The 26,213-nt window shown below is 55.9% G+C and carries 20 protein-coding genes and 1 pseudogene; 15 read left to right on the forward strand and 6 right to left on the reverse strand.

What is annotated here, in order from left to right:
• Positions 1–266: 266 nt before the first annotated feature.
• Positions 267–1,439: an ROK family transcriptional regulator gene (locus HGP16_RS08800; RefSeq protein WP_168839618.1), complete on the reverse strand. Its 1,173-nt coding sequence runs from the start codon at positions 1,437–1,439 to the stop codon at positions 267–269.
• A gap of 371 nt (positions 1,440–1,810) precedes the next feature.
• Between HGP16_RS08800 and HGP16_RS08805 the strand changes: the two genes are divergently transcribed.
• Positions 1,811–3,565 (forward strand): glycogen debranching protein, encoded by a 1,755-nt coding sequence (locus HGP16_RS08805; protein ID WP_409526825.1) that lies wholly within the window; start codon positions 1,811–1,813, stop codon positions 3,563–3,565.
• Positions 3,566–3,591: 26 nt separating this feature from the next.
• On the opposite strand, the gene HGP16_RS08810 is transcribed toward HGP16_RS08805, so the two are convergent.
• Positions 3,592–4,215 carry a GNAT family N-acetyltransferase gene (locus HGP16_RS08810; protein ID WP_168839620.1) on the reverse strand — a complete coding sequence of 208 codons (624 nt, stop codon included), beginning with the start codon at positions 4,213–4,215 and terminating at the stop codon, positions 3,592–3,594.
• Positions 4,216–4,451: 236 nt separating this feature from the next.
• Between HGP16_RS08810 and HGP16_RS08815 the strand changes: the two genes are divergently transcribed.
• The 3 genes from HGP16_RS08815 to HGP16_RS08825 all read left to right on the forward strand — a co-directional run bounded on the left by HGP16_RS08815 (position 4,452) and on the right by HGP16_RS08825 (position 7,645).
• Positions 4,452–5,786 (forward strand): extracellular solute-binding protein, encoded by a 1,335-nt coding sequence (locus HGP16_RS08815; RefSeq protein ID WP_168839621.1) that lies wholly within the window; start codon positions 4,452–4,454, stop codon positions 5,784–5,786.
• A gap of 132 nt (positions 5,787–5,918) precedes the next feature.
• Positions 5,919–6,815 carry a carbohydrate ABC transporter permease gene (locus HGP16_RS08820; protein WP_168839622.1) on the forward strand — a complete coding sequence of 299 codons (897 nt, stop codon included), beginning with the start codon at positions 5,919–5,921 and terminating at the stop codon, positions 6,813–6,815.
• Positions 6,812–7,645 (forward strand): carbohydrate ABC transporter permease, encoded by an 834-nt coding sequence (locus HGP16_RS08825; protein ID WP_409526821.1) that lies wholly within the window; start codon positions 6,812–6,814, stop codon positions 7,643–7,645. Before HGP16_RS08820 ends, HGP16_RS08825 begins: the two co-directional genes overlap by 4 nt.
• 311 nt (positions 7,646–7,956) lie before the next feature.
• Here HGP16_RS08825 and HGP16_RS08830 read toward each other — a convergent pair whose 3' ends face one another.
• Positions 7,957–9,627, reverse strand: a complete 1,671-nt coding sequence (locus HGP16_RS08830) for a SecDF P1 head subdomain-containing protein (protein WP_205927484.1) — start codon at positions 9,625–9,627, stop codon at positions 7,957–7,959.
• Between the two features lie 343 nt (positions 9,628–9,970).
• Here HGP16_RS08830 and HGP16_RS08835 point away from each other — a divergent pair, with 343 nt between their 5' ends.
• The 3 genes from HGP16_RS08835 (at position 9,971) to HGP16_RS08845 (ending at position 13,511) form a co-directional block, all read left to right on the forward strand.
• Positions 9,971–10,342: a hypothetical protein gene (locus tag HGP16_RS08835; RefSeq protein ID WP_168839624.1), complete on the forward strand. Its 372-nt coding sequence runs from the start codon at positions 9,971–9,973 to the stop codon at positions 10,340–10,342.
• A 73-nt stretch (positions 10,343–10,415) separates the two neighbouring features.
• On the forward strand, positions 10,416–11,600 hold the full coding sequence (locus tag HGP16_RS08840; protein ID WP_168839625.1) for a 2-isopropylmalate synthase: 1,185 nt from the start codon (positions 10,416–10,418) through the stop codon (positions 11,598–11,600).
• Positions 11,601–12,038: 438 nt separating this feature from the next.
• Positions 12,039–13,511: a thiamine pyrophosphate-dependent enzyme gene (locus HGP16_RS08845; protein WP_409526822.1), complete on the forward strand. Its 1,473-nt coding sequence runs from the start codon at positions 12,039–12,041 to the stop codon at positions 13,509–13,511.
• 211 nt (positions 13,512–13,722) lie between these two features.
• Here the strand turns inward: HGP16_RS08845 and HGP16_RS08850 are convergent, their stop codons facing one another.
• Complete coding sequence (locus HGP16_RS08850) at positions 13,723–14,592, reverse strand: SDR family oxidoreductase (RefSeq protein WP_168839626.1); 870 nt, start codon at positions 14,590–14,592, stop codon at positions 13,723–13,725.
• Between the two features lie 106 nt (positions 14,593–14,698).
• On the opposite strand from HGP16_RS08850, the gene HGP16_RS08855 reads away from it, so the two are divergent.
• Positions 14,699–15,595, forward strand: coding sequence for a LysR family transcriptional regulator (locus HGP16_RS08855; RefSeq protein WP_168839627.1), 897 nt, complete (start codon positions 14,699–14,701; stop codon positions 15,593–15,595).
• Positions 15,596–15,805: 210 nt separating this feature from the next.
• Here the strand turns inward: HGP16_RS08855 and serA are convergent, their stop codons facing one another.
• The gene (serA, locus tag HGP16_RS08860; protein ID WP_168839628.1) at positions 15,806–17,044 is read right to left on the reverse strand and encodes a phosphoglycerate dehydrogenase; all 1,239 of its coding nucleotides are present in this window, start codon (positions 17,042–17,044) and stop codon (positions 15,806–15,808) included.
• Positions 17,045–17,694: 650 nt separating this feature from the next.
• On the opposite strand from serA, the gene HGP16_RS08865 reads away from it, so the two are divergent.
• The 7 genes from HGP16_RS08865 to HGP16_RS08895 all read left to right on the forward strand — a co-directional run bounded on the left by HGP16_RS08865 (position 17,695) and on the right by HGP16_RS08895 (position 25,837).
• Positions 17,695–18,639: an HD-GYP domain-containing protein gene (locus HGP16_RS08865; RefSeq protein ID WP_312867307.1), complete on the forward strand. Its 945-nt coding sequence runs from the start codon at positions 17,695–17,697 to the stop codon at positions 18,637–18,639.
• 498 nt (positions 18,640–19,137) lie between these two features.
• Positions 19,138–20,841 (forward strand): bifunctional diguanylate cyclase/phosphodiesterase, encoded by a 1,704-nt coding sequence (locus tag HGP16_RS08870; protein WP_168839629.1) that lies wholly within the window; start codon positions 19,138–19,140, stop codon positions 20,839–20,841.
• A gap of 41 nt (positions 20,842–20,882) precedes the next feature.
• Positions 20,883–21,392, forward strand: a complete 510-nt coding sequence (locus HGP16_RS08875) for a ubiquinone biosynthesis methyltransferase UbiE (protein ID WP_168839630.1) — start codon at positions 20,883–20,885, stop codon at positions 21,390–21,392.
• Positions 21,389–22,564 carry a class I SAM-dependent methyltransferase gene (locus HGP16_RS08880; RefSeq protein ID WP_168839631.1) on the forward strand — a complete coding sequence of 392 codons (1,176 nt, stop codon included), beginning with the start codon at positions 21,389–21,391 and terminating at the stop codon, positions 22,562–22,564. Before HGP16_RS08875 ends, HGP16_RS08880 begins: the two co-directional genes overlap by 4 nt.
• Positions 22,561–24,921, forward strand: a complete 2,361-nt coding sequence (locus HGP16_RS08885; RefSeq protein ID WP_168839632.1) for a SpoIIE family protein phosphatase — start codon at positions 22,561–22,563, stop codon at positions 24,919–24,921. Before HGP16_RS08880 ends, HGP16_RS08885 begins: the two co-directional genes overlap by 4 nt.
• A 4-nt stretch (positions 24,922–24,925) precedes the next feature.
• The gene (locus HGP16_RS08890; RefSeq protein ID WP_168839633.1) at positions 24,926–25,480 is read left to right on the forward strand and encodes a slr1658 superfamily regulator; all 555 of its coding nucleotides are present in this window, start codon (positions 24,926–24,928) and stop codon (positions 25,478–25,480) included.
• Positions 25,481–25,498: 18 nt separating this feature from the next.
• Positions 25,499–25,837, forward strand: coding sequence for a slr1659 superfamily regulator (locus tag HGP16_RS08895; protein ID WP_168839634.1), 339 nt, complete (start codon positions 25,499–25,501; stop codon positions 25,835–25,837).
• Positions 25,838–25,983: 146 nt separating this feature from the next.
• On the opposite strand, the pseudogene HGP16_RS08900 reads toward HGP16_RS08895, so the two are convergent.
• Positions 25,984–26,213: pseudogene (locus tag HGP16_RS08900) on the reverse strand (IS5/IS1182 family transposase); the annotation flags it as partial.

Consider the following 26,213-nt stretch of genomic DNA (forward strand, 5'->3'; position numbering starts at 1 on the left):
AACCTCAAGATGGGTTGAGGTCAAGCCTTGTTTCGGACCTCGTCACTGCTGCCGGCATACGCTGCCCGCCGCGCTTTCCAGATTATAGCATGCGTCCCGATACTTCGTCCCTGCGGAAGATGACGTGTAGCTACGCCTCAGCAGAAGAATAATCTAAATAACAATATTATATCAATAAGTTATATCGACGCGACAGCCGATTTGACGCTGCCGTTTTCTGTCAGTTCGGTCTTCAGGCAGTTCATCCGCGCGATACGCTGTTCATCTCATGGATCTTGCAAATCAACACCAAACAGCTCCTCGTGCATGTGCTCCACGGCGATGCCGATGCCACCGACCAGAGCCGCCCGATTGCCAAACCGACTGATTTCGATGCGAGGTGGGTAAGGCGTGCAACGTGGCAGGTACTTGCGAATGGCGTCGACAAGTTCGGGGCGGGCGCCGATACTGCCGCCCATGATCACCAGCTCCGGATCGAGCGTTGCACCGATTGCGGCAATGGCAAGTGCTATCAACCGCGAAGTCTCCTCGATCACGGCAACAGCGGCTGGCTCGCCAGCCACCAGGGCCGAGAAAAGATCCGCTACCGTTGCCTTGCCCTGCCCACCATATCCAGAATAGCGCCGCACCATTGCCGCGCTACCCACGGCGGTTTCAAGAGTACCAAGGGTGAAGCCGCCTGGATCAAACGGTTCCCCGCCGAGCGGCAGATAAGCGATCTCGCCGGCGCCACCGCGAGCGCCTCGCATGAGGCTGCCATTCGCAATGATGCCCATGCCGATACCGGTCCCGAGTGCTACGAAGGCAAAATTATCTGATGTGGAGCCGTGCCCTCGCCATCGTTCTCCTTGCGCAGCAAGATTGACGTCATTTTCAATGATGACCGGGATTGCCATCCGGTCGCTCAAGAGCCGGCGCAAGTCAATTGTTTCGACCCCAGGGATGTTCGGTGCGACATTGATATGCCCGGTGACCGGGTCAAGCACGCCTGGCGTGGCCAGTACTATGACGCGCAATTTGGAGAGATCGATACCGGCGCCGCGGCCAAGGTCCTGTATAATGGTATGGAATTGATCAACCAGATGGAGGCCGCCGCGCGAGCTAGTGGGCACTTTGGTTTCGGCAACAACATTTCCAACCAGATCGCAGATGATAGCGGCGATCTTGGTCCCGCCGAGATCGATGGACGCGGCGAAACCGGCATTTGCGTCGAGCTCATACGTTATTGCGTTTCGCCCCAGGCGCCCGTCGGTATATCCGGTCGGCTTCAGCCAACCATTGTTCTCCAAATTGCGAACGACATCGGAAATCGTTTGCTTGGACAAGCCCGTTTGCTTGGCAATATCCGCGCGGGAAATAGGACCTTTTGCAAGTATGGTCCGAACAACGGAATTGGTAGAGATTTTTCGCGCTATCGGTGTCTGGGTCACATTAGGCATGATTGCTAGCTCGCATTCTACCTCTAATTAGTTCGGGACCTTTTCCTAATTCATTCATGCCGCGCTGCGGTTGTGCCCAACTTCAAGGGAAGTATCGCGAAATTCAGGTGAATCTCGTCATTTGGCTAAACCAAATCATTTAATTTGTCCATGTCATTGACAAATTCGGCGCCCAATTCGTAGACTGTGCCCAATGGCTGAGCAAATTGCGGAGAGGTCATGAAAGCGAGATCAAAGGATGGGAGATGTAGTCCTGCATTCGCTGCGGACTTCATAGCGCTCCATGCCGGCAAGCGTGCTGGATATCGCAGCCTGGATTTCACTCGTCATCCCATCGACACAGCGCATTGAAAGGCGCTTGATTTGCCATGATGACCCCCACGTCCCAAGGCGAAATCATAACCAAACATCCGGTCATCCTGCCGATTATGGCGCCTCGGCTGCAAGCGGACGTGCATCCCGACGGGTATCTTGATCTCGCTCTTTGGGGAAGCGGTCGTCTGGGGCGCATACGTTTTTCAAAGCTTGCCGGACCTTACGTCTATGGTCCAAACAGAGTCGTCGCTGAAGCGGGTGGCATCTTTGTCGCCCAGTCAAAGCCAGTCCTTCTGATCCGCAACGCCCGCGCGGAAGGAATCTATCCGGCTCGTCGCTGTGCTTGGTGGCATGAGACTGACAAGGATAGTCCGCGGGCCAAGATCGTCAAACGCAATAATCGCCATACGGTCGTGACCGGCTGGGGTGCGATGATTGTCGAGGTCGGTAACGGCGATATCCGCGTCGCTGCCGGCGCCTCCGAAGAGGAGGCTGAAGCTGCATTTAGTCTTGCAAGCGATGTTATCATAGCAGAGGCCGCGAGTTATGTAGCCCGTTGCGATGTCGCGCCCGAGGCAGATCCCGTGATGCGCAGCATGGTGATGCAAGGCGCGCACGCCGCGCTTTCCAGCATACGGCTGGACGAGAATGGTGCGTTTGCCGGCTTGGCTGCGGGGCAGGCCTATAGTGCACCTGCACGCACCTATTATCGCGATGGCTACTGGACGATGCAACTGCTACTGAAGCTTGCGCCGGAAGCGGTACGCGACGAAATTCGGCTTTTAGCCAAGGGAATCCAGCCTGACGGAGAGGCGCCAAGCGGCGTGATATTGACCGGACCGGCGCAATCGCGCGCCTGGCAGAGCTTCGTTCTCGATTGCAAGCTAAACCCCGAGAAATATCACGGGAAGGCTGTTCCGGAGCACCACAATCGCCCAGGTGATTGGTGGAGCGACCATTTTGACAGCCCGCTTTTCTTCATCCTCTTTCTCGCCGACTATGTGGACGCCACAGGGGATACGACAGAAGTACTGCTGCACTGGTCGCTTGTTACGGCCATCGTTGAACGATATCTGGGGTTCGCAGGCCCTGGTAGCGTATTGCCGCTCAAGCCACGAAATGACAGGGACTGGGCGGACAATGTCTACCGGGAAGGCCTTGTCTCCTATAATCTGGGTCTTTTCGTCGGGGCATTGGATGCCGTGGCTAAACTGGGAGCCGGGCACGATCCTGCGCTAGCACGGAAGGCAAGCGAAACAGCGCAGCACGCTCGCGCCGAGATCGAGAACAAACTTTTTGTTCCAAGCAGAAATGGTTACGCCGATTTCATCACCCCCGATGGATTTGCTGAGGATCATCTCGTGCTCGACAGTCTGACGCTCTCCCGTTATGGGGCCATTTCGCCGACGCGCGCCGCTGGCCTGCTAAAGGCGATGGAAGGGGCTTTGGAGGCTCGAAATAATAAGCAACAGCCCTATGGCGATTGGGGAGTCCTTTGCGCGTTCCCACCATTTAAACGGGCAAGTGACGTTAGATCGAAGACCGCTTTCCCCTTCCGTTACCACAATGGATCGGATTGGCCTTATTGGGACGGCGTCTATGCGGAAGAAAGAATACGCCACGGCCTCGGTGGAGCGCGTTATGCGCTTGTACGCTGGTGGGAAGCCTGCTTGGCAAATGGTTGGGCAGGTGCGGTCGAGTATTTCTCGCCGCCGTACGGACGTGGCTCTCTGCTGCAGGGATGGAGCGCAATGCCAGCCGCTGTTGTCCTTAAATATGGCTTAGAGGCTGCGAACGCGGAGAATAGGTAATGAGCGGATGGGGGCAGGATTTCCGTTTAGACTGCCGGCTTATCCAATTTCATGACGAAGGCAAGGTGATCGTTATGGCTGAGTTCTTCGAAACCGAGATGCCGGTAAAAACCCTTGGCGCGCTCGTTTGCGGGACTAACGCCAAGATGGACCGCAGGCACGCCGTGGCCCGAAAGCTTGTTGAGCATGGTCTCGATCATCAGGCGTCCCCATCCACCCGATTGGGCTTCAGGCAGAATATTGATATGAAGATGCGCAGGGTAAGTCGTTTCAAGACCCGACGTTCCGCTATGGGGGTTGGCGATACGCTCCAGAACATCGGCGTCTTTTGCAGCACTGGGTGTCAGACCAGCGATCTCGTTCCGAACACGCGGCCACCAATGCCTGTCGAGCTCTTCGTCAAAACTGACAGTATCCGGCGTCCCGACGACATAGCCTATGACCCGCTCGCCTTCGGCGAGAACGAACGCAAAATCCGGAGCGAATTTGAGATAAGGCACCGCCCACACGTAACCGGGAAGGCGCGGATCGCTGTAAAGCGCGCTCGCGTCGGCTCCGGCGTCAGCCGTCATCAGGCAAATATGGAAGAGGGCGTCAACGTCGTCCTCGGTGGCCGGACGGATGAAATAATTGTCGATCTTAGGAGGCATGGCATCATCGATTTGCTGGCCGCTGCACGAAGCGAACTGACGTCAGGCGGCGGTAAAACTGAGAAAATTGAGGAACTGCATCTTAGGGACAAAAGCCCACGGACTTTATGAGAAGAATAAGGAAATTCGTCGGACCAGTAAAGGCCTGACGATGCAAGACATTCGGTGCGTCTTACTAAGACCAGCCGGTTGGAATCGATAGGAACTGCCAAAACGCAGCTAGAGGGAACCAATCAATGTTTAGCGATTTCATCTCCATCAATACAGCATTCATTCTGAAGAAGGCAGGAATTTTGGCGGGCGCCGTTTTTGTGGGGTTCGGCATATCGACAACTGCCTTTGCCGATACGCTCACGGTTTGGGACGACCACGATTCGGAGTCGCGAGCCGCCGTGATGACCGAGCTCAACGCCAATTTCCAGAAGGCGCATCCCGACGTTAAGCTTGACCACACCGTACGCGATTTCCAGGATCTCAATCTTACGCTTAAACTCGCCGTTTCGTCCGGCGATGGGCCAGTGGTGACTAAGGTCAACCAGGGAGCCGGTGAGATGGGTGCGATGGTGAAGGAAAACCTTCTCGTTCCTGTCGATACCTACCTCAAGAAATACGGATGGGATAAAAACCAGTCCGATAGTCTCGTGGCGCGTGACCGCTGGTCGAGCAAGGGCGAGTTCGGTGTGGGTGAGACCTACGGCATCTCGTCGCTCGCCGAAATCGTCGGCCTTTATTACAATGAAAAGATTTTGAAAGCCGCTGGCGTCGAACTTCCGATCAAGAGCTTCGATGATTTCCTTGCAGCCTTGGATAAGGTCAAGGCGGCAGGTACTGCACCGCTCACGATCGGTACGGCCAAGGGCCACTTGGCGCTCCATATGCTGGCCGGGATCAGTCAAGCGCATATCGATGCATCCGATCGAAAAGCGCTCGATGACCTGATCTACGGCCGCGGCGGCACCTGGAATACGCCCGGCAATCTGGAATCGGCCAGACTTGTCCAGAATTGGGCAAAAAATGGGTATTTCTTCGATGGTTACCAGGGCATCTCGGGTGATGATGCCGTTCAGCTTTTTGTCTCTGGCCAAGGGGCCTTTCTGATTTCGGGGACCTGGTACTTTGGCGAGATGCAGAACAATCCCGATATCCATTTCATGCCGATCCCGGCACCCGCCGGCATCAAGCATCCGCTTTCGGTTGGCGGCGTCGACCTTGCCTGGGCGATCACGAGCCTGGCGAAGAATGACAAAATGAAGGATCTTGCGGGCGAGTACATCAACTATATGGTTTCCAAGGACGCGTCCGTTACCTGGGTTCATGCCGGCTACCTGCCTGCAACCCCGGTTCCGGAAGACGCCGGGGTCAACGCTTCCCCACTTCTGAAAGAAGGCATCTCAATGTGGAAGTCGTTGAATGATAACAACGCACTTGGACATTATCCCGATTGGGCGAGCCCAACCATGCTCAAGACCTTTGATGAAAACACGCCTCTGTTGCTTGCGAACAAGGAAACGCCTGAGGAACTGATCGGCAAGCTCGATACGGACTACGCCGCCTATATGAAGAGCAAGTGATTGCCACCATCCATACCAATCCCGCCGCACTAATCCATTGAAGAGAAGCTGCGGCGGGAAACTTCGGTACGTCTATCCTGATCACGGCCAGAGCGGCATAATTCGGCGTCTGGCATATTTCCGAGATGGTGCATGAAACGCTCGCCACTTGACGCAAAAGCCAGCCGAAATCTCATTTATATTCTGCCCGGTCTGCTGCTTTATTTTGCTCTTATCCTTGGTCCTATTGTCGCGGCAATCGGTATCAGTTTCACTGAATGGAATGGGATCAGCCCACCCAACTGGATTGGGATTGGCAATTATGCAAAATCGCTTTCAGATGAAACCTTCTATATAGCATTGAAAAATAACGCTTTTTTCATGGTGTTTTACTGTGTTATTCCGATTGTCGTCGGTCTCTTATTTGCTGCGATGGTCTGGACGCTCAGGCAGCGCGAGCAGTTCGCGCTACGTACGCTGCTGTTTTTGCCCTATATCATGCCTACCGCCGTCCTCGGCATCATTTGGCACTGGCTTTACAACCCTGCTTTTGGCCCCATCAACCAGGCACTAAAGCTGATTGGCTTGGGTTCGATCGCTTTACCTTGGCTTGGCGACTTCACCTTTGTCTTGCCGGCGGTCGGCCTTGTCGCAAGCTGGTATTTCTTCGGTTTCTGCATGGTCTTGTTTCTTTCTGGCATCCAGCGGATAGATCCATCGCTGTTTGAAGCGGCGAGGGTCGATGGTGCCAAAGGGAGCAGGGTTTTCTTCTTCATCACACTCCCCCTGCTTCTGCCCGAAATACGCATCGCGCTCCTTCTTACCATCATTTCCTCTATTAAGAGTTTTGATCTTATCTTTACGATGACGCGGGGCGGTCCGGCCAACGCGACCCTCGTTCCCAATATTTATATGTACGAGCTTGGCTTTCAATTGAACCGTTATGGATATGCCTCAGCCGTTGCCATCATAGGTGCGATTCTGGTCTTTACCATCAACTACGCTGTTCACCGGTTGGTGCGGCCAGTGAATGAAGGGAGCGCGTCGTGAGCCGAATTTCTCGTGGGATGAATGCAGTGTTGCCCTCGCGTATCGTTCTTTGGCTGTTTGCGGTCCTGACGGTTATTCCTTTCGTTCTTCTGATACTCACCTCTCTGAAGAGCCGTACCGATCTCCTGCAAGGCGCATTCGTATTGCCGGCCTATCCGCATTTCGAAAACTACGCAAATGCTTGGATCGATGGCCGGTTTAATGTCTATTTCCTGAATTCAGTCATGATTGTTTTTCCCGTGGTAGTGGTCAGCATCATACTGGGAACACTAACGGGATTTGGGTTCGCATTCCTGACCTTCCCATTCAGGCGCACCATTTTCGTCCTTTTAACTGTTGGCATGATGGTGCCGACCGAGGCGTTCATCATTCCGCTATACTATGAAATACGCTATGTTGGCCTCATCAATACCTATGCTGCCTTGATCCTTCCTCAAATTGCCATGTCGCTGCCTTTTGCGACCATGTTCATGGCGAGTGCGATGCAACAGCTGCCCTCTGAGGTAATAGAAGCCGCGGTACTGGATGGCGCATCGCGGACTTATATATTGTCGCGAGTTATTGTGCCGTTGATGCTGCCCGCCATGTCGACACTGGCGCTGTTCCTATTCATCTGGACTTGGAATGAGTTTCTTATTCCGCTTGTTCTTGTCAACGATGACAACTATCGCACCCTCCCAATTGGGATGTTGTTTTTCCAGGGACGCTACACGGTGAATACGCCCGTGTTGACGGCAGGCGCGGTTATCGTCATCGGCCCGCTCATTCTTGCCTACATGCTGTTCCAACGAAAGCTAATTACGGGACTGACGGCGGGAGCAACAAAATAAGTCGGGATGCCCGGCTGCTTGTAAATTGTTGTCAGTGGAGCGGGGCCGCCGAAACTCGCGCTCCGTGCTATGATTGTTCTCGGCTATGACAAAGCCGGGAGCGCGGTAGCCAGATTGACGGCTCGATTCCGAAGGCATCGATCCCTTGCCCGCAACCGTGCGAAGAAATCAAATGATCTACGGGCCGCCGGTTCTATTCCCATCAAGCGCTAAAAGCGAGCTGTTGGGCATCACGACACGACGTGCTCGATCCGTGTGACATCTGAGAACACAGCGGTGATCAGACATCGGAAGAAATCCACATTGCAAGATTATGGCGCCAACTGCACGGTGATCGTGGCGTCGGAAGACGACAATTGCTGCTCGATTTTCTGAGCTTGCGCTGAATCAAGGCCGCCGATGGTGACGCTGCCGCCCATAATCGGCTCCCTTACGACCGGCTCGAAGATGACTTTTCCATCCACCAGCAGCTGTGTCTTTTGCCCGAGAGCTGCACGAGTGAAATCCCCGAAGACCTTGGCGCTTTCCGGCGTCAACACGATTTCCACTGCAGGTCCGAAAGAAACGGGGTCGACCAAGGTTTTGGCACTCGCGATCTTGAGCGAGATCGGCGCAATGTCCTTGGTTTTATCGGCGGAGGTTTTGTCGCCGTCATCTTGGTTGGGAGAGGGAATGGAATTAGCTTCGGTCTCCGTACCATACTGACGCAGATCGATTGACGCTTGCGCATTGTTTTTGGGTAACGGCTCGACGCGTTGGCCTGACAAGGTGTTGGCATTCCATCCATGCGGTGCAGGCAGAACAGGTGGCTGATCCTCACGCCACATATGCGTAGCCACGGTAATCTTCACACCGCCAACAGCTGCGATTGTGCTTTCCAGAACCTCGATCGTCGAGCCATCGCGCGTGGAAATCACATAGGTTACGGTCCGCGACTTCCCGGCGCTTCTGGCCTCCGCCAATTGCGCATCGGTCAGTTGTTTCGCCCGCTCGCCGAAATTTGCTATCATGCCCTCGATCGAAGATTGCTGAGATTGCAGGAGAGTAACCGGATCGTAGATTACGTTCGCGCTGAACGTGGCTGTTTGCGCGGCGTTATCGGAGGCCTCGAGTTTCCAGACGGTGGTTGTCGGAACGAGAGTACCCTTCAGCTCTTCATTTCCTGCAACGGTCCATTCCTGTCCAATATCCGTTGTGAAAGCTTGGGAAGACTGCCCAAGGGCAACGGTCATGCTTTCCGGCGCAAGAACGTCGATAACCGCGAGAGGATCAGTTTTGACGGTCTGGAGCATGCGAGAGGCTGCGCTATCTGGCACCACGGCACCACCTGGCGCTTGCGTGGCTAGGAGCCTTTCCATATTGGCAACGATCTGATCGGCGCCGACAAGCGCCGTCGGCGCCCCGCCCAGATCTGCCTCGAATTCCAACTGCTCAACACCGTAGGCGGCAAGCGAGTTCCGAAACATGGCGTTCATTGGATAGGAATCCGCGGCGCCCGTCGCGTCCGGTGGGATATCGGCGGAAAGCCTCCATCTCATCCGCATCCCCTTGTCATCCCGCGACAAGACGGTTGCCGATTGACGAAAATCGCCACGCATGACAACGGAAGATGCTTCCGGCTTGTCGAACCAAAGCGACATGTCGGTTTCGGTCGTCTTTTGAACGCGATAGTGGCGCTCAGTCCCAACGACTGGTTGATAGGGAGGAACGGTAACGCTTTCTGCCGCCCGCGCAGGGCTGACAGCGATCATCCATTGGGCTACCAGCGCCGCAGCAACAAGGATGGGAGACATCGGATTGATATTACGACGTGTTGTGTTCGTGCGAATTTGCATACAGCGCTTCCAGTCGATAGTCTGTGCAACATCTGACACGTCGATTTCGTGCTGTCTATTGCCAATGATAAGATGAAATCTCTCGCGGATTTTCGGCAACTCTTGGACGATCCCTGATTCTGATTGTAGATGACAGATTGCTGCCATGATACAGCTTTTAGGAACCGATCGATCGTTACTGCTGCTTCTGCCTGAAACAGTGGCGCCGACACCATTTGCAACCACAGACTGCTTCGACCAACGAATGGCTTTGAGTTCATGCCGGTCGTACAAACAGGTGCGCGCTGTCCCAACCCGCTCGCGAACCGAGGCAGGCGCTGCCCTCGCCATATCATTGAGATACCAGCTGTCAGAAGTCAGTGTGGCAAAGCGGCTACAGCTGACGCTGGCTAAGCAGAAAACCGTAATTTTCTAAACATAGTGCATAGTTTTCTAAAATACCGCCATCACGAATGCAGCCATCCTCGCCATAGTAACCATTCGGTGCGCTATGGACACTCAATTCTCAGGTTTTGAAATCTTTGCTCCGAAAATCGATGCGGCCTGGGCTGCCTTGCATCGACAATATGCCAGCCACCTGACCGGCACGGAAATCGACCATCTATTTGCCTGCAGCGCCCTGGTGGGAACGAAGCTCCCTTCCGATCGCGCGCCCATATTGCATCCGTTCCGGAGCCGACGCAGCTATCGGGCGGGATGGCCGAGCAGCGCGAAAGCCAAGCCATCGGCATGGGGCGCATACTTCAGGAAATGCACAATTTTGCAAAGCCAGGGCCAAACTGAATCAGACCTGACAGGACTTGCATCACGTGATGGATTTCGTCGCTGGCATGAATGCGCCCGAAGCGTCGATCATCGCTGACTTGCGCGCAATGCATACAGCTAACCCTTACGAATTCGGCAATGCCGATGTTTCAATCGATCGGGAGAGTCGCATGAACACTGAAAAGATCATTATCTTTGACACCACCTTGCGGGACGGCGAGCAAAGCCCCGGCATCAACCTTGACACCGGTGAAAAGGTCGAGATCGCGCTTATGCTCGAAGGGCTGAAGGTCGACGTGATCGAGGCCGGCTTTGCCGTCTCCAGTCCCGGCGAATTCGATGCGATCAAAGCCGTAGCGCGCGTCGTCAAGGACAGTACGATTTGCGGCCTGAGCCGCGCGGTTGAGCGCGACATCGACCTGACGGCGGAGGCGGTTTCCGGCGCGGCGTCGTCTCGTATCCACATCGTGCTGGCGACCTCGCCCATTCACATGAAATACAAGTTGCAAATGACACCGGAAAACGTGCTCGAACATGCTGTTCGCGCGGTGGCTCACGCGCGACGCTATTCCGAGGATATCGAGTTTTCCTGCGAGGACGCGAGCCGGTCGGAGCCGGAGTTTCTCGCCCGCTTTGTGGAACAGGTGATCAGAGCCGGTGCGACCACGGTCAGCCTGCCTGATACGGTCGGCTACGCCACGCCGTACGAATACGGCAAGCTATTCACCTATCTGCGCAATGTCGTACCGAATGCTGACAAGGCAGTGTTTTCAGCGCATTGTCACAATGATCTGGGCATGGCTGTTTCCAACTCGCTCGAAGCGACCCGGCAGGGCGCGCGCCAGATCGAATGCACGATCAACGGCATTGGCGAGCGAGCCGGCAATGCGTCGCTCGAGGAGATCGTCATGGCACTGCATACACGGGAGGATTTCTTCCGATGCCAGACGTCGGTCGAAACCCGCCGCTTGACCGCTGCCTCCCGGCTCGTCTCGGAGATCACCGGTTTCGTTGTGCAGCCTAACAAGGCGATCGTCGGCAAGAATGCCTTCTCGCACCAATCCGGCATTCACCAGGATGGCATGTTGAAGAATCCGTTGACCTATCAGATCATGACGGCGGCGGAGGTCGGCGCCGACGAGTATCGGCTGGTGCTCGGAAAGAATTCGGGTCGTAACGGTTTTCGCATGTGCATGCGCTCGCTGGGCGTCGAGTTCGGCTCCGATGCCGATCTCGATCTTGCTTTCTCCCGCTTCAAGCACATCGCCGACCAAAAGGCATCGCTTTGCGATGAGGATCTTCTGGCGACGGTTGCGGGTATGGAAGCGCTCTCCCAGGAAAAACGCATCGCATAATTCTGCTTCCAGAACATGTAATCGGGATCGGCCGTGTGTCGGCACCGCGCTTCCTAAGGGCCTGACCGGTCTGGGGAAGCGCACGTCAATACTTCGCAGAATTCAGGAACGAAGCTCATAGCCAAGAGGCGCGCAAATGACGGTGAATCTTGCAGTCGAAACGGGAGACGATGTTCGGGTAGTCAAGCCGAAAACAGGGTATGAATTCCTGATCGATACGCTTGCGACCTGGCATGTGCGCCACTATGCCGGCGTCACCGGCGGAGGGGTCATCCATTTGCTCAAACATCTCGAGCCGATGGTCCTCCCCGACGAGAGGGCCGAACTCCCGGTTTTTTCAATATTGGAGAGTACGTCGCGGGCTTCATTCCTCTGGGATACTATCTGGCGAGCGGGAAAATCAGTGCAGCCATCGCAACGACGGGAGCCGCAACGCGGTTGCTGACCTGTGGCCTGAGTGATGCGAAATTGCACAATATTCCCGCAATCTATCTCATTCCTCTCAGTCCGGCAGATACGCGATACCGTGCACCGCTGCAGGACACGAGCCCGGAGGGTGCCGGTGTCGTGGCTCAGTTGAAGGCCGAGCTACCCTCAGGCACATTCGTCTTGGACGATCCAGACCATCTCGTAGAACAACTTGAGCAGGCTCGCAAACATCTCGATCAGGGCTCGCCCGTCGCACTTCTGATGCCACCGGAGGCACTTGGAAAGATGGTGTCTGAGCCGGTCCATACGTTTTGGCACGGTGACTACGCCCATAAACCGAACAAGATCGACCAGGAGTCGCTCGGCCATTTCGTGGCCGAATTCCCGCGGCAATCGGCTGGGCGTCGGGTGATTGTGCTCGCTGGGGAAGAGGCGGCCATGTATCCGAATATGCCTCTACTCACCACACGTTTGTGCAAAGCATTACAGGCACCAATTGTCTGGAGCATAAACGGGGCGAATGCGGTGGCGCGCAACAATAGCTTCGGTTTCGGCTATCTGGGCTTCGGCGGTAACGATCGCGCAATGCAGCTCTGGAGAAGCCTCGGTCCTGACGATATTGTCATTACCCTCGGGTTTTGCCCTGACGAATATACTCTTAATTTTTCAGAGATACCGGCCCATACGACTTGGAATTTTACCAATCTGACCGCCCCATACGGCGGCGTTGGGGGTGAGTTTCGGCATCGTGTGCGCGGGGAATATTTCGATGTTCGAGGGCCAATCGATCTGGTTCTGAGCGAGGCGATCGGCCGGCTCGAGGATATCAGACCGCCGCGACCCCCGGCACCGGCTTTTGTGGCTGATCTCAATGACCGCGAGATCATGCCACCACGCACCGGGACAATCGATATCGCCCGATTTTATCAGGAGCTCGATCGTCTATGGCTGCCGGGAAGCATTGCATTCGATGATGTGTGCCTTGCCTACAAAGATCGTCAGTATGTCACGCAGCGCCCGCATCCGAACGTCCGCTTCCATTCGCTTTATCGCGGTTCGGCAATGGGCGGAGCTTTCGGCACGGCAATCGGCGCAAAGCTTGCAAAACCGGACGCGACGGTCTTCGCTTTTACGGGCGATGGATGCTTCCGGTTGATTGCTGGTTGCCTGGCCGAAGCGCGATCATTGGGAATTGTCCTGTTCGTGCTGGACAACGGCGCACTCGGCATCATGGTGCAGGGCCTGCCCGTGGTCATTCCCGACTATTCATCCTCCCGCTACCACAGCGATCTACACCGCATCGACTTTGGATCGATGGCGCGCGCATGCGGCTGGTCAAGCCGCAAGCTGATGCCGGATCTGAGCAATCTGGCCGAGATCATGCGCGAAAGCTACAGCGCTGGTCACTCATCCATCTTGGTTGAAGTGCCCGTCGATGCGGAGCAGGTGGTGGGACAAAATCCGCGGGCTAACAACCTGTAGCGCTGCCCTCCTTCATACACGGCCTGGTCGACGATCAGGCGGCCAGTCGCTCTCAGGATGAGTATCCTTGCGGGGTTGGCTGGAGAGCTTTGATGGGTAAGCGCAGTCATGGCTTTCTTCCGCGTGAAGGGCAGGGCGCCTCCTCAAGAGGTCGCCCTGTTTGGGGTTCTGGTGAATATCGGAGCCCGGCCGTCATGAGGTTGACCTGGCATCAGGATCTGGAGGCGGTCTCGGTTGCGAAATGGCGATAGGAGTGCAGCGGACGGCCGAGAAGTTTCGTCAGGCGCTCGACGTCGCCGGTCTCCGGGATCATGCCGTCGCTGACATAGCGCTCGGCCATCAAGCGCATCTCGTACGCCATCCACTTTGGCATGAAGGTTGCGAGATTCTGCTCGAACCCGCTGGGGTCATCGCCGCCATAGGCGACCGGGCGTCCCAGGACATCAGACCAGATCGCCGCAACGTCTGATCCTGTCAGCGTATCGGGGCCGACCAGATTGATCGTTTCGATCGGCAGCTTGCCGGACGCCTGATCCCGACGGATCAGCTCAATGGCTGCGACTTCACCAATGTCGCTGGCGTCGACCATGGCGACGCCCTTGCCGCCGATCGGCATCGGATAGACACCGTGGTTGAAGATGACGTCCTTGATCATGAGTTCGTTGTCGATGAAGTAGGACGGACGCAGGATCGTAGCGCTGAAGTCCATCTGCTCGATCATCCGCTCGGCCCCGGACTTCACCGCGAAGTGTGGAACGTTGACGAAGCGGTCGGCGTGGATGACCGACAGATAGACGACCCGATCGACGCCTGACTCGCGTGCGATGTTCAGAGCGATGATTGCCTGGGTGAACTCGTCCCCCGTGACCGCATTGAGGAGGAACAGGGTGCTGATGCCGGTGAACGCTTTGCGCAACGCTTCGATGTCGAGGAGCTCGCCCTGCGCGACTTCCACGCCGGCCGGGAACTCGGCCTTTGAGGGGTCGCGAGTGAGGACGCGCACGCTTGCGCTACGCTTGACGAGTTGGTCGACCACATGGCGGCCGACACGGCCGGTGGCACCTGTAACGAGAATGGTCATGATATTTTCTCCGGGTTGGGTTGCTTGACATCCGGAATATGATCGGCCCATCAAAGGGCCACCAGATGCCGATTTTGGACAGACCGTCTCACAGGTGAAACAGATCATGGATCTTCTTGCTCTTGCTGATTTCAATCTCGTCGCTCGTCATGGTGGCTTCGGCAAAGCGGCGCGCGCCACCGGCCGGCCGAAAGCGACCTTGTCGCGACGTGTCGCGGAATTGGAAAGCAGCCTCGACCTGCGCCTGTTTGAGCGGGGAGCCCGCAACCTGAAGCTTACGGAGGAAGGACGGGCACTGTTCGAGCGGACAGGCGTTTTGCTTGCCGAGCTGGATGAAACTGCCTCGGCGATTGCGTCCGGCAGCGACAAGCCGAAGGGGCGATTGCGGATCAGCGCGCCCTTGTTGTTCTCTCAGACTGCGATGGGCAAAATTGCAGCCGGGTTTGCCCTCAAGTATCCGGAGGTGAGGCTGGAAGTAACCACCGAGGACCGGGCAGTCGATATGATCGAGGAAGGCTATGATCTGGTCATCCGGGTCAATCCGAATCCAGATGAGACACTGGTTGGGCGAATTTTTCTGCGCGATCGGCTGGTTGTCGTGGCTAGTCCCGATCTTCTCCTGCCGACGGGCGATCTTCCCGTGCCGGGTGTCCTGCGGGGAGCAAGCGACCGGCAGACATGGGAGGTCAGGACCGCCGATGGCCGGCCGACAATCAACATCGAGCCCGTCCTCACGTTGTCGTCGCTTATCATGGTCCGGGATGCAGTGAGGGCAGGCGTGGGAGCGGGACGTCTTCCCGTTTCACTGGTAAGCCACGATCTCGCCGACGGCACACTCGTCCAATGGGGCGAGATCGACGGACCCGACATTGCTTTGTGGGCACTGTATCCTTCGCGGCGGTTGCTCGGTGCGCGCGTCTCGGCGTTTCTCGATTTTCTGAAAGAAGCTTTCCCTCAAGGGACGCCTGACGAGCTTGCGGCTTATATCGGCAAAGGACGCTAGAGCCTGAAAATTCGTACTTGCCTAGAAGGACCTTCGCACGCCGCCATAGGCGATCAAGACATCATGCGATTGACTTCCGGACGATCATTTTATCAGGCAAAATGACCGTTTCGGCTTCCATGATTCCGACAATCGTTCCGATGAACTCTCCACCAGTTCGGCGATAAAACTACGCGAGAACACTTGGGGAATGGCGATTTCCTGCTGCTGTCAGTAAACCAATCGAGCTCGTATCGTTCCTGGGAGCTGGCGAAGCGCGTCAAGTATATCATTGGCTCTCTGGCCAACGCCTTCGACTTCAATGACCACATAACCCGTTTCGCCGTACGTCTGCAGGAACTCGCCGACGATATTCAGTCCGCGCGACGAAAAAATCGTATTCAGACTGTTCAGAATGCCCGGGCGGTTTTCATGAACATGGATGAAGCGCGTGCCGTTTGGCCGCGGCGGCAGTTGAACCTGGGGAAAATTGACCGCGCCCAGCGTCGAGCCGACATCGGAATACTCGACAAGCTTCCTGGAGACTTCCCTTCCAATGCGCTCCTGGGCTTCTTCGGTCGATCCGCCGATATGCGGCGTCAGAATAACGTTATCCAAACCCTGCAGCGGCGTTTCGAAGCGTTCCTTGTTGGATGCGGGCTCCCTCGGGAACACGTCCACGGCCGCGCCCGCGAGATGTCCTTCTTTCAAAGCCTTGGCAAGCGCTTCAAGATCGACCACCGTGCCACGGGAATTGTTGATGAAAAAGGCTCCCTTTTTCATTCTGCGCAGCTCGGCCTCGGTGATCATGTTTTGCGTCGAACTGGTCTCCGGAACATGCATCGTCACGAAGTCCGAGATTTCGAGAAGCTCACCGAGCGAAGCCATGGATTCCGAATTGCCGTGGCGAAGCTTGTCCGAAGGATCAAAATAGCGAACGTTCATACCCATGCTTTCCGCAAGAACGCTGAGCTGAGAACCGATGTTGCCGTAGCCCACGATGCCCAGCGTTTTCCCGCGCGTCTCACGACTGCCTTCGGCGGATTTGTCCCATCCGCCGACATGAGCGGAAGCCGAACGCGGGAAAATCCGCCTGGTCAGCATGATGATCTCACCGATCACGAGCTCGGCGACCGAGCGCGTATTCGAATAAGGAGCGTTGAACACGGGAATCCCGCGTCGGCGGGCTGCATCCAGATCGACCTGATTTGTCCCCACGGAAAAACAGCCGACGGCCATCAGCTTCTTGGCGGAGCTGAAAATTTCCTCCGTAAGCTGTGTGCGTGAACGAATTCCGACAATATGGGCTTCGGCTATATGACTTTTGAGATCCTTGTCATCCAGGGCCTTGGGCAAATGTATGAGATTGACGTAGCCGGACGACGAAAAGTAGTCCACCGCGCTCTGGCTGATGCCTTCCAACAGAAGGACGGAAATCCGATCACGAGGGAGAGAAAGTTGTCCGGTCATTGAATTACCTTCGATTCTCGAATTCTATCTGGCAGGCTTGCTCGTCCGCCAAAAGCTTGCAGCCATGGTCACGTGACTTAGCGACCATCCAATGGACAGTGCAAGAACAAACTCAATTTCGTCGGCGGACATGAGGCTCTGTTGCAGAAATTCAGCATAGTCATGAAAACATCCGTTGGCAGATGGCGCGGTACCGTCTTTCCAGAGGGCATCATGCCAAGTGCTTTCCGCGCGCGAGCGGCGGAAAGTGGATGAGACGCTAGCGGACCTCACCGCTTCCAATAAACTCGGCATTCTAGATGGATTGGTGATGAAGCAGCAAATGGCTCCGCGAATTTCGAAGCGGGTTCCCGATCGAGTTGCACAAAATTCGTCGGTTAATTTCAGGATCTATCAGATTGCAAGGTATATTTTCAAGTTTATATTCGTTATTTCTCACTAAGATTTCAAAAATCAATAGTATTAAAATATATAACCATCGATTGAATTTAGAAGCAGATCGATGATTTCAGTCATATTGAATGATATATCTCAAATTTTGGCGCGACATTAGAGATAATTGTTGTTAGAATCAATCGATTCTCGGCTTGTTGCTCGCGAATAATAGTTATTGACGCATTCAGTATTTTTACGGCTGGCAGGCAATTCCAGTGATAGAGAAAGTCGGATTACATCAGCTGAATACGAAAAACTTCGCAGGAGAGCGAGAATGCTCTGCGGATGAGGTTTTCAGCGGGATTGACCATTTCCCAAGGCCATCTCGCGTGGATATCAAGCCGACAGTATGGATTGACGCAAGGCAAGATGCGGATAGTGGCGCGGATGTTCTAAGGCCGATGAGGTCAACCGCTCTTGGAAACGATGCCGACTTCAAATCACCCTACCGAGCAGAGCAGGTCAGGCTGGCCAAGCGGCTGATCAAAGAAGCAATACCGGACGTTCGACATCTTTTTAACCGGGCGCGGCGTTGCCGCGACATCCGGTATGATTCTGCCGGCAGAGTGATAGGAAAGCTTATGTCGCGGTCCTCGGTCGAGGTTGTCGCATTAATCGGTGCCGAAAAACCCGAAAGCGGTCAGGAGGGAACTCTTCTTCATTCGTTGGCCGTGAGCGCATCGATGATTGCATTCGGCCGGAGTTTGGCATTGAACGAAGATGCGGTGAGCCTTCTCGGTTTCGGCGGGTTGCTACACGACATCGGAAAAATGGCTTTGTCGCCTAAGCTTCTGGAGAGATCTGGCCCGCTGGACACCGCCGAGTTCGCGCTTATCCGGAAACATCCGGAATTGGGCCACGAGATGCTCAGGCAAATCGAGGATATACCGAAAGCCGTTCTGGACGTTTGTCTCTATCACCATGAGAGGTTCGATGGCTCCGGCTATCCATACGGGCTTGTCGGAGCCGAAATCCCTGAGGTCGCACGCATCGCTGCAATCTGCGATGTGTATGACGCTCTTACGACCATAAGGCCATATAAGACGGCATGGTCCCCCCGCGAAGCAATCGATGCGATGCTCAGGTCAACCGGACAGTTCGACCCCGTGCTGTTGGACGCGTTCGTGTCATGGATAGTGCGCCACGACGTCACCCAATAGATCAGAGGATCGCAGACAGGCAGTGTTGCGTCCGCTATCATTCGCTCGGTAAAGCGCGCGACCCGCCTCGCGTAGGATTTCCAATCAAAGCACCGAAACAATCGCAGAGCGACGATCCAGCCGCGCTGCAATATCGCCAGGGACAGAGCCGAATCGGCGATCGTGGCGATGAATTTCGGTAAGTATACGAGACGGGTCGACGGACCTGTCCTGTGAAAAAATCTACAACCAAGGCAATATTTCATGCAATAGCGCAACTATTCTGTACACGGCAACGAAACAGGCCGATACCGCTAGCCATCCTTTTAATTGGATATGTCATAGCAATCATTGCTAAATATGAAGGTCTCGTAATATATTCGCTTAAAGCGGTTGCGACTTGCGCCCGTACGCTCGATGAGACTGCGATTGTTAATTCGCATACTCCGATGTGAACGGATCAGTTCAAACTGGACAATGGCCGGATTTTATGTGGCCGGCTTGGGAGGACGAGGCCATATGCCCGAGAACCGAGTGGATCGGCCGCAGCGAATTCCATATGAGTCCGAATCCGACAACGGTTTAGAGGCTATGATTTCGCTTTGGGATCTCGATCTCAAACTGCTTGATTCCTCCAAGAGATTTAAAGAGCATATCGGTCTTCTGTCCCGGAACGAGGTAACATTGTGGGAGGCCTATCCGGCACTTGCAAAACCGGCGCTTGCCAAGCTCATTCGTCAGGTAATCGCTACCAGCGAGCCCCGCGCGATCCAGCTTGACGATCCGAGGCGGGGAAAATGCAACTTCCTCTTCTCCTATATCCGAGTGGGACTTCTGGTTGTCGAAACCAACGGAGCAGCCACGAATGGGAGCCCGCCGTCCGAAGACAATGAAAAAGCGCGGCTCATCCATCAGGCAACGCACGATGTCCTGACCGGATTACCCAATCGCCGCCAATTCAGCGCGGCACTGGCACAACTGCTTCCGGCGAGCGGCAAGACCGGGCCGGTGCTGATGCAGCTCGACCTCGATGACTTCAAGCCCGTCAACGATACACTTGGCCACGGCGCCGGCGACATCGTGCTGAAACTCGCCGCTGAAAGAATCAAGGAAGCGCTCGGCCGGGACGGAACGGTCTACCGTCTCGCCGGCGATGAATTCGCCATTATCCAGATCGGCCCGCAGCGGGTCTTCGAGGCAGCAAAACTGGCGGACGCACTGGTTGCGGAATTCAAGAAGCCGTTCACGGTCAACGGCATCTCTCTCTTCGTCGGCGTCAGTGTGGGGGTCGCAATTGCGCCGCGCGACGGCAATGAGGGGGAACAGCTGATGAAGGCTGCCGATGTCGCCCTTTATGCCGCCAAGAAAGAGGGACGACGGCGAGCGCGGACTTTCGATCCGGCCATGCTGATCGTGGTCGAACAAAGGGAGCTGTTGCGGCGCAGCCTGCGCGTGGCGCTGCAGCGCGACGAGTTCTTCATCGAATATCAGCCGCTGGTGGAGCCTCCGTCCAATGTGGTCGGCTTCGAGGGACTGCTGCGCTGGCGGCATCCGACCCTCGGAATCATTCCGCCGGCGGCATTCATTCCCATGGCCGAAGCCGATGGTCTCATGCGCGAAATCGGTCAGTGGATGCTGGAAGAAGCCTGCCGCGAAGCCCTCGCATGGCCGGCGCACTATACGCTTGCGGTCAACCTTTCTCCGGCGGAGTTCCTGACGCCCGGCCTGACCGATCGTATCTCTCAAACGCTCGATATCGTCGGATTTCCGGCCGAGCGCCTGGAGCTGGAAATCACCGAAGGCGTGCTTCTCGAGCGGACGACCAACAATCTGGACACGCTGAACACGCTTAACGTACTTGGCATTCAGATTTCCCTCGATGATTTCGGCACGGAATATTCTTCGCTCAGCTATCTCAAGAACTTTCCCTTCGATACGATCAAGATCGATCGCTATTTCATCAGGGATCTTGTGCAGGACACCAAAAGCCAAACCATTGTGCGCTCCGTGATCGGCCTCGCCCACGGTCTGGACATGCGGGTGACCGCCGAGGGTGTCGAAACGCAGCAGCAGGCCGCCTGGCTCCAGGAGGAGGGCTGCGACCGCTTGCAGGGCTACTCCATCAGTCCCCCGCTCGCCGCCGACAAGCTTGATGATTTCATAAGGCGGGGTACCCGCACTCAGCCGGCCGCGACACTCGACGAATTTCGCGCCAGTCCATGAGTTTCTGAAGCACATTTCATTCGGGAATTTCTTGAAGGGGTATGATGGAGGTGCAAGTGGACGCGGCTTTCAAGCCATTGCTTGAACTGGAGATGGAGATGGCGACCCTGGTGGCAGATTGGTCGCATTGCGACCAATGCGCCGCTTATGTGGCCCGCATGGTGAGCCACGATCGCCACGATCCCATCCGTCATGCCAATCTGCTTTCGGCGGCCCTGAACGAGCTCTTCGAGATGTCGTTCCACACCAGGGAGAGCGACGGCGGTCTTACTTGCCGCTTCTACCGAAACGGCTCAACCGAACGGATCGAATTGACCTTTCCCTGCTCCGCCGAGCAACGCAAGTCATATGAGACAATCGTCGAGCGCATTGGAGACGGGCAGGCGCTTGCAAACTATCTCGATGTCATCACCGATGACGCCGCGCGTGCCGAGCATGCAATCCTTCTTGGCCTAGCAGTGAATTACGACGCCAACATCGAACTGTCCGGTCTGGGTACTGGAATGATGACTTTCGTGGTGGATCTCGCGCTCGAAAGGCTACTCAATTGAGCAACAACTCCTCGGGCCGCTTCACGGCGCAATTCGATGCCAACAACCAGGAATTCTCCCTATCGGGAGTCCTTAGGCCGCATTCGGTCGCGGAGCTTGCCGATGATCTCGCTCTGCTGCGCAACGGCATCGAGACGGTGAACGGCGTCTGCTACATCAATCTGAAGCGCGTCGCCCACATGAACAATACCGCGTTCCGCGCCCTGACGCATGTACTCCTCGATGCCACGCGGTCCAGGCCGGATCTCAAGCTGACTGTTATCGCTTCGAGCGTCGTTGCATGGTCGTCGCGACTGTTTCGCCATTTGAGCGATCTGTCACCGAACATCATCGTCGAGATCTACGATTCCGCCTTCTACCCGGGCCAGACATTCGTAGAGAGCCAGAGCTTCATACCGATCCTGCGGACCCAGACAAAAATGACCTGGCGGCACGAGCGCGAGATACTGCCGCGGCACGGCCTTCGCGAGGGTTTGCATATCGCCGACATCTGCTGCGGCATCGGCGATTTCGCCATGCTGTTGCGAAAGGATTTCAAGCCGGCGCGAATCGTTGCTCTCGACCATTCGGTGCCCAGCCTGGAATATGCCCGCAAGGTCGCAGCCGACTTCGACGTCCAGGACATCGAATATACCTATGGCGATGCATCCCAGATGCTGTTCGACAGCGATCAGTTCGATTTCGTGACCTGCAGGCACTCACTGCAGATCTTCGACCGTCCGGATGTTCTGCTTCGGGAGCTCTATCGCATATGCAAGCCGGGTGGCAGGGTCTACATCACCAACGAGAAGAACTCCCATTGTCTTGGAGAACCCAGAGCTGACAGCATCCAATGGACCTATAACGAGGTCGCAAAGCTGTTCGCTCACTTCGATATGGATGTCGAAATGGGTCCCAAGGGCCGCCGCATGCTGCTGGATGTTGGCTTCAAGGATGTGCGGATGGAAAGCTTCATGGTTACCAATCTCGATGGTGATCCACAGGATTTCGCCGACATCATCACCGCATGGCAGAATGTCTATGCAGATGAAATGGCGGTCAGAAGGGGGGATTCGGCCGCATTCATCGAGCGATTCAAGCAAGGTTTCGCCGATCATATTTTTGCCGCGCTCCATCCAAGAGGCTATGCCGGCTGGCCGATCTGGGCTTCTTCGGGACAGAAACCGCTATGACAGATAGGCCAATTGCCAAGCAACGGCTCGGACTGCGCTCATTTCGCGCCAAATTTCTGCTCGTCGTTGGCGGAGCTGTTCTTTTCGATCTGCTCGTCAGCGGCGGCCTTGCGCTGTGGAACGTGCAGCGCCTTTCGCGCAACGCCACGACGGAAGTGGGACAGGGTCTGGAGAAGGCGAGCCAGAATTATATTCGCTCCTATGCGGATTCGACCGCCGCCGAGGTCGGTTTGCTGATCGACCAGGTCCATTCCGACGTAAAGGCGCTGGCAGGCGTGCTTCAGGGACAGATCGACAACCCGGCAAGAAGTGGGAGCGTAGGTAGCGCCATAGCCAAGTCTTCTCCCGACGCAGTCACGGTGGCATATGACGCTGCCGGCGGATGGGCGCAAAATCCTCCCGGCACGCCTTCTGTCGTCAGCGTCTGGGGTTATCTGCTCGACAAAGACCATCGACCGCTGCCGCAGGTGCAGGCTGATATCGAATGGAGTGCCGTGCTTAATCTCGTGGCGCCGTCGCTGCTGCTGAATGGCGCATCGAAATTACAGATGTACTATATTGGTCCGAGAGAGCGGCCCGTATTCCGGACTGCGCCCTATACCACGCAAGCGCAGACTTTCGACAAACTCTATCCCGGGCATAACAACGCGGACTTCTGGACCTTCTTCTTTCCAGGGCTCTACGAATCCTGGCAGCAATGGGCCGCCGACCCCTCGTCGAGGCCCGTCGCCGATTACATTACCCAGACCGCTCCTTATACTGATGCCATCACCGGCAAGCTGATCGTCAGTTTTTTCCATCCGCTCTGGACGGCGGATCGACATCATGTGGCCGGTGCCGCAGGCGCCGATATTACTCTGACGCAGCTTGCTGAAATCGTTGAGCACGTCAAAGTCGCCCAGACCGGCTTCGGTTTCCTTGCCATGTCGAATGGAAACGTTGTCGCAATCAATCCTGTGGGCGAGAAAGTCATCGGCTTGCGTGCCGCCAACGATGCTGCCGCCAAGGGTGTTACCGGCGTCGATCGATCGCTACGCCATAGCGCGCAAACGGCCATCACCAAGCTGCCGCTCGATGCCGATGGTGCGATCCAGCATATCTCCCTCAGCGAAAAGGGAGAGGACGTACCCTATCTCGTGGTTGTCAAGCAGTTGCGCCCGACCAATCTTTGGGTGGATGGACCGGTCCAACGCGAGGTCATGTCGCTCGGGATCGTGGTGCCCGAGCGTGAGATCTATGCTTCGCTCATTGCCGCCAAGGATGAGATATCGCGGGCGACCAACCGCATCCTGCTCTATCAGATCATGGCGGTCCTGGTGTCCCTGCTGATCGTCACGGCGGCGGTGTTTGCTGCCTCGAAGCGCGTCACCAGCGGCATCAGCGCGCTGGCGAGCGCCGCCAAACGCATACAGGCGAAGGATTATTCGGTCAGGGTCGATATCTCGACCAGGGACGAAGTGGCGGATGCCGGCATCGCATTCAACCGGATGGCGGAGGATATCAGCTTCCACACCGAAAACCTCGAAAAGCTCGTTTCGGACCGAACCCAGGAGATCGAGGCGGCCAAGGAAGAGATTTCAACCCTCAACAGCCAATTGAAGAACGAAAACCTGCGGCTGGGTGCGGAGCTCAATGTCGCCAGGCGGATCCAGCTCATGGTCCTGCCGCGGGCCAAGGAGCTGACGGCGATCAAGCATCTGGAGATAGCCGCATATATGCGCCCGGCCGATGAAGTCGGCGGCGACTATTATGATGTTCTGGAGAACGGAAACAACCTGAAGATCGGCATCGGCGACGTGACCGGCCACGGGCTGGAGAGCGGTGTGCTGATGCTGATGGTGCAATCGATCGCCCGCGCCTTGCAGGAGGCGGGCGAGATGGACCCGGCAAAATTCCTGACCGATCTCAACCGTACAATCTTTAAGAACATCGAACGGACACAGACGGACAAGCATATTACCTTGTCGTTCCTCGACTATGACGGCGAGAGATTGACGATATCCGGTCAGCACGAAGACATGATCATTATTCGCCAGGACGGAAAGGTGGAGCGGATAGACACAGGCGATCTCGGTCTTCCGGTTGGCCTTGAGCCTGACATAGCTCCCTTTATCGATACGCGGCAAGTGCCCTTCGAGAAAGGCGACATGGTTGTCCTACATACCGACGGCGTCACTGAAGCGGAGAATTCAAAGGGCGAGCTGTTCGGCTTCGATAGGCTTTTGGAGGACGCCCGCCGCCTGCACGGCGGCACCGCGGAAGAAGTCATCGAGGGCATACTCGATGATTTGATGACCTATATCGGAACCCACAAGATCCATGACGATATTACCCTTGTGGTGATGCGGCACAGGTGAGGAGATGACAACAGCAACTTTCGGCAAGGAACATCTGGTCTCGTTCGACCTCGCCAATGCCCTTCGCATTCGCCTGTTCGACGGTCCGCTTCATCTGGCATGGCGCCATTCGGCCATGACATCCGACTTTATCGCGGAGACGATGGCGCTCGGTTTCCGCGCTTCCGAGCGCCAATACAAGACGGTGCGGCACGATATCGGTTACCTGACCAACGAGCTTATCGAAAATTCCATCAAGTTCCGCGCCTCGGGAGAAATCCTTATCGAGGCTCTGCTGGATACCCATCATTTCAGGATGCGGATCGTGAACCTGATCGACCGCGAAGCGACTGCCCGCTTCCAGCAACTATTGCAGAAGGTAACGGCCGGCGATCCCGGCGATCTCCTTATAGAGCAGATTGAGGCAAGTGTCCTTGCAGGCGACAATGCGTCCGGGTTAGGACTGTTGACGTTGATGAGCGACTACCAGGTTCAATTGGCCTGGCATTTCGATGAGCATGGTCCGCACAAGCGGATCGAGCTGCAAACCTATGCCGCGATGGCGATTTCATCGGCGTGAACCCGCAAGAGGCCCTTTATGGAAATCAAAGAAGAAGCATTCCGCGTCTGGTCCGAAGGCAGTATCTTGTATTTTGACGGGACCATGCGCCTGGCGGGTCCCGATGCCTATGCGCCGGTCTATGATCTGGCCAGGGATGTCCTCCATGGAGGCGGCGGCAAAGCGACTTTCGATCTGACCGGCCTACAGTTTTTGAACTCATCCGGCATCAATCTGCTTGCCAAACTGACCATCGAGGCTCGCAAGCATCCGAATATTCACCTCACCATATGCGGCTCGTCGCAAATCCCCTGGCAGATGAAATCCCTGCCAAATCTCAAGAAGCTCCACCCCCATGTGGATTTGCGCTTGACGTAACAATGTCACGTTCATTTCGGCACGACCGTCGCTGACAAGGAGGCGAAAGGCATTGGCTAAGAACGCTCGTTCTTTGCGTATCCTTGCGCACGCACTGCTCCAATCAGAAGCGAGGATTCAACTCCCGCCCTAGGAAGTGTGGACAGTTATCTGATCCATAGGACGATTGCTGCGATAGTGACGACTGCGAGGTAGTTTTCGACGGTTTTTTCGAAGCGCGTAGCGACCCTGCGGAACTGCTTGCGTCTCGAGAAGCAGCACTCGATCAGGTGGCGCTGGGCGTAGAGATGCTTGTCCAGCGGGTATTTTTGGGCGCGGGAAGGATTGTTGGGGATCACCGCCACAGCGCCTTTATCAGCGATGGCATTGCGCAGGC

The sequence above is a fragment of the Rhizobium sp. P40RR-XXII genome, assembly GCF_012641405.1.
GTDB lineage: Bacteria > Pseudomonadota > Alphaproteobacteria > Rhizobiales > Rhizobiaceae > Rhizobium.

Coding starts and splice junctions, on each gene's coding strand:
- HGP16_RS08800 (WP_168839618.1), bottom strand. CDS start 1,439: ATGCCTAATGTGACCCAGACACCGATAGCGCGAAAAATCTCTACCAAT.
- HGP16_RS08805 (WP_409526825.1), top strand. CDS start 1,811: ATGACCCCCACGTCCCAAGGCGAAATCATAACCAAACATCCGGTCATC.
- HGP16_RS08810 (WP_168839620.1), bottom strand. CDS start 4,215: ATGCCTCCTAAGATCGACAATTATTTCATCCGTCCGGCCACCGAGGAC.
- HGP16_RS08815 (WP_168839621.1), top strand. CDS start 4,452: ATGTTTAGCGATTTCATCTCCATCAATACAGCATTCATTCTGAAGAAG.
- HGP16_RS08820 (WP_168839622.1), top strand. CDS start 5,919: ATGAAACGCTCGCCACTTGACGCAAAAGCCAGCCGAAATCTCATTTAT.
- HGP16_RS08830 (WP_205927484.1), bottom strand. CDS start 9,627: ATGGCAGCAATCTGTCATCTACAATCAGAATCAGGGATCGTCCAAGAG.
- HGP16_RS08835 (WP_168839624.1), top strand. CDS start 9,971: ATGGACACTCAATTCTCAGGTTTTGAAATCTTTGCTCCGAAAATCGAT.
- HGP16_RS08840 (WP_168839625.1), top strand. CDS start 10,416: ATGAACACTGAAAAGATCATTATCTTTGACACCACCTTGCGGGACGGC.
- HGP16_RS08850 (WP_168839626.1), bottom strand. CDS start 14,592: ATGACCATTCTCGTTACAGGTGCCACCGGCCGTGTCGGCCGCCATGTG.
- HGP16_RS08855 (WP_168839627.1), top strand. CDS start 14,699: ATGGATCTTCTTGCTCTTGCTGATTTCAATCTCGTCGCTCGTCATGGT.
- serA (WP_168839628.1), bottom strand. CDS start 17,044: ATGACCGGACAACTTTCTCTCCCTCGTGATCGGATTTCCGTCCTTCTG.
- HGP16_RS08870 (WP_168839629.1), top strand. CDS start 19,138: ATGCCCGAGAACCGAGTGGATCGGCCGCAGCGAATTCCATATGAGTCC.
- HGP16_RS08875 (WP_168839630.1), top strand. CDS start 20,883: ATGATGGAGGTGCAAGTGGACGCGGCTTTCAAGCCATTGCTTGAACTG.
- HGP16_RS08885 (WP_168839632.1), top strand. CDS start 22,561: ATGACAGATAGGCCAATTGCCAAGCAACGGCTCGGACTGCGCTCATTT.
- HGP16_RS08890 (WP_168839633.1), top strand. CDS start 24,926: ATGACAACAGCAACTTTCGGCAAGGAACATCTGGTCTCGTTCGACCTC.
- HGP16_RS08895 (WP_168839634.1), top strand. CDS start 25,499: ATGGAAATCAAAGAAGAAGCATTCCGCGTCTGGTCCGAAGGCAGTATC.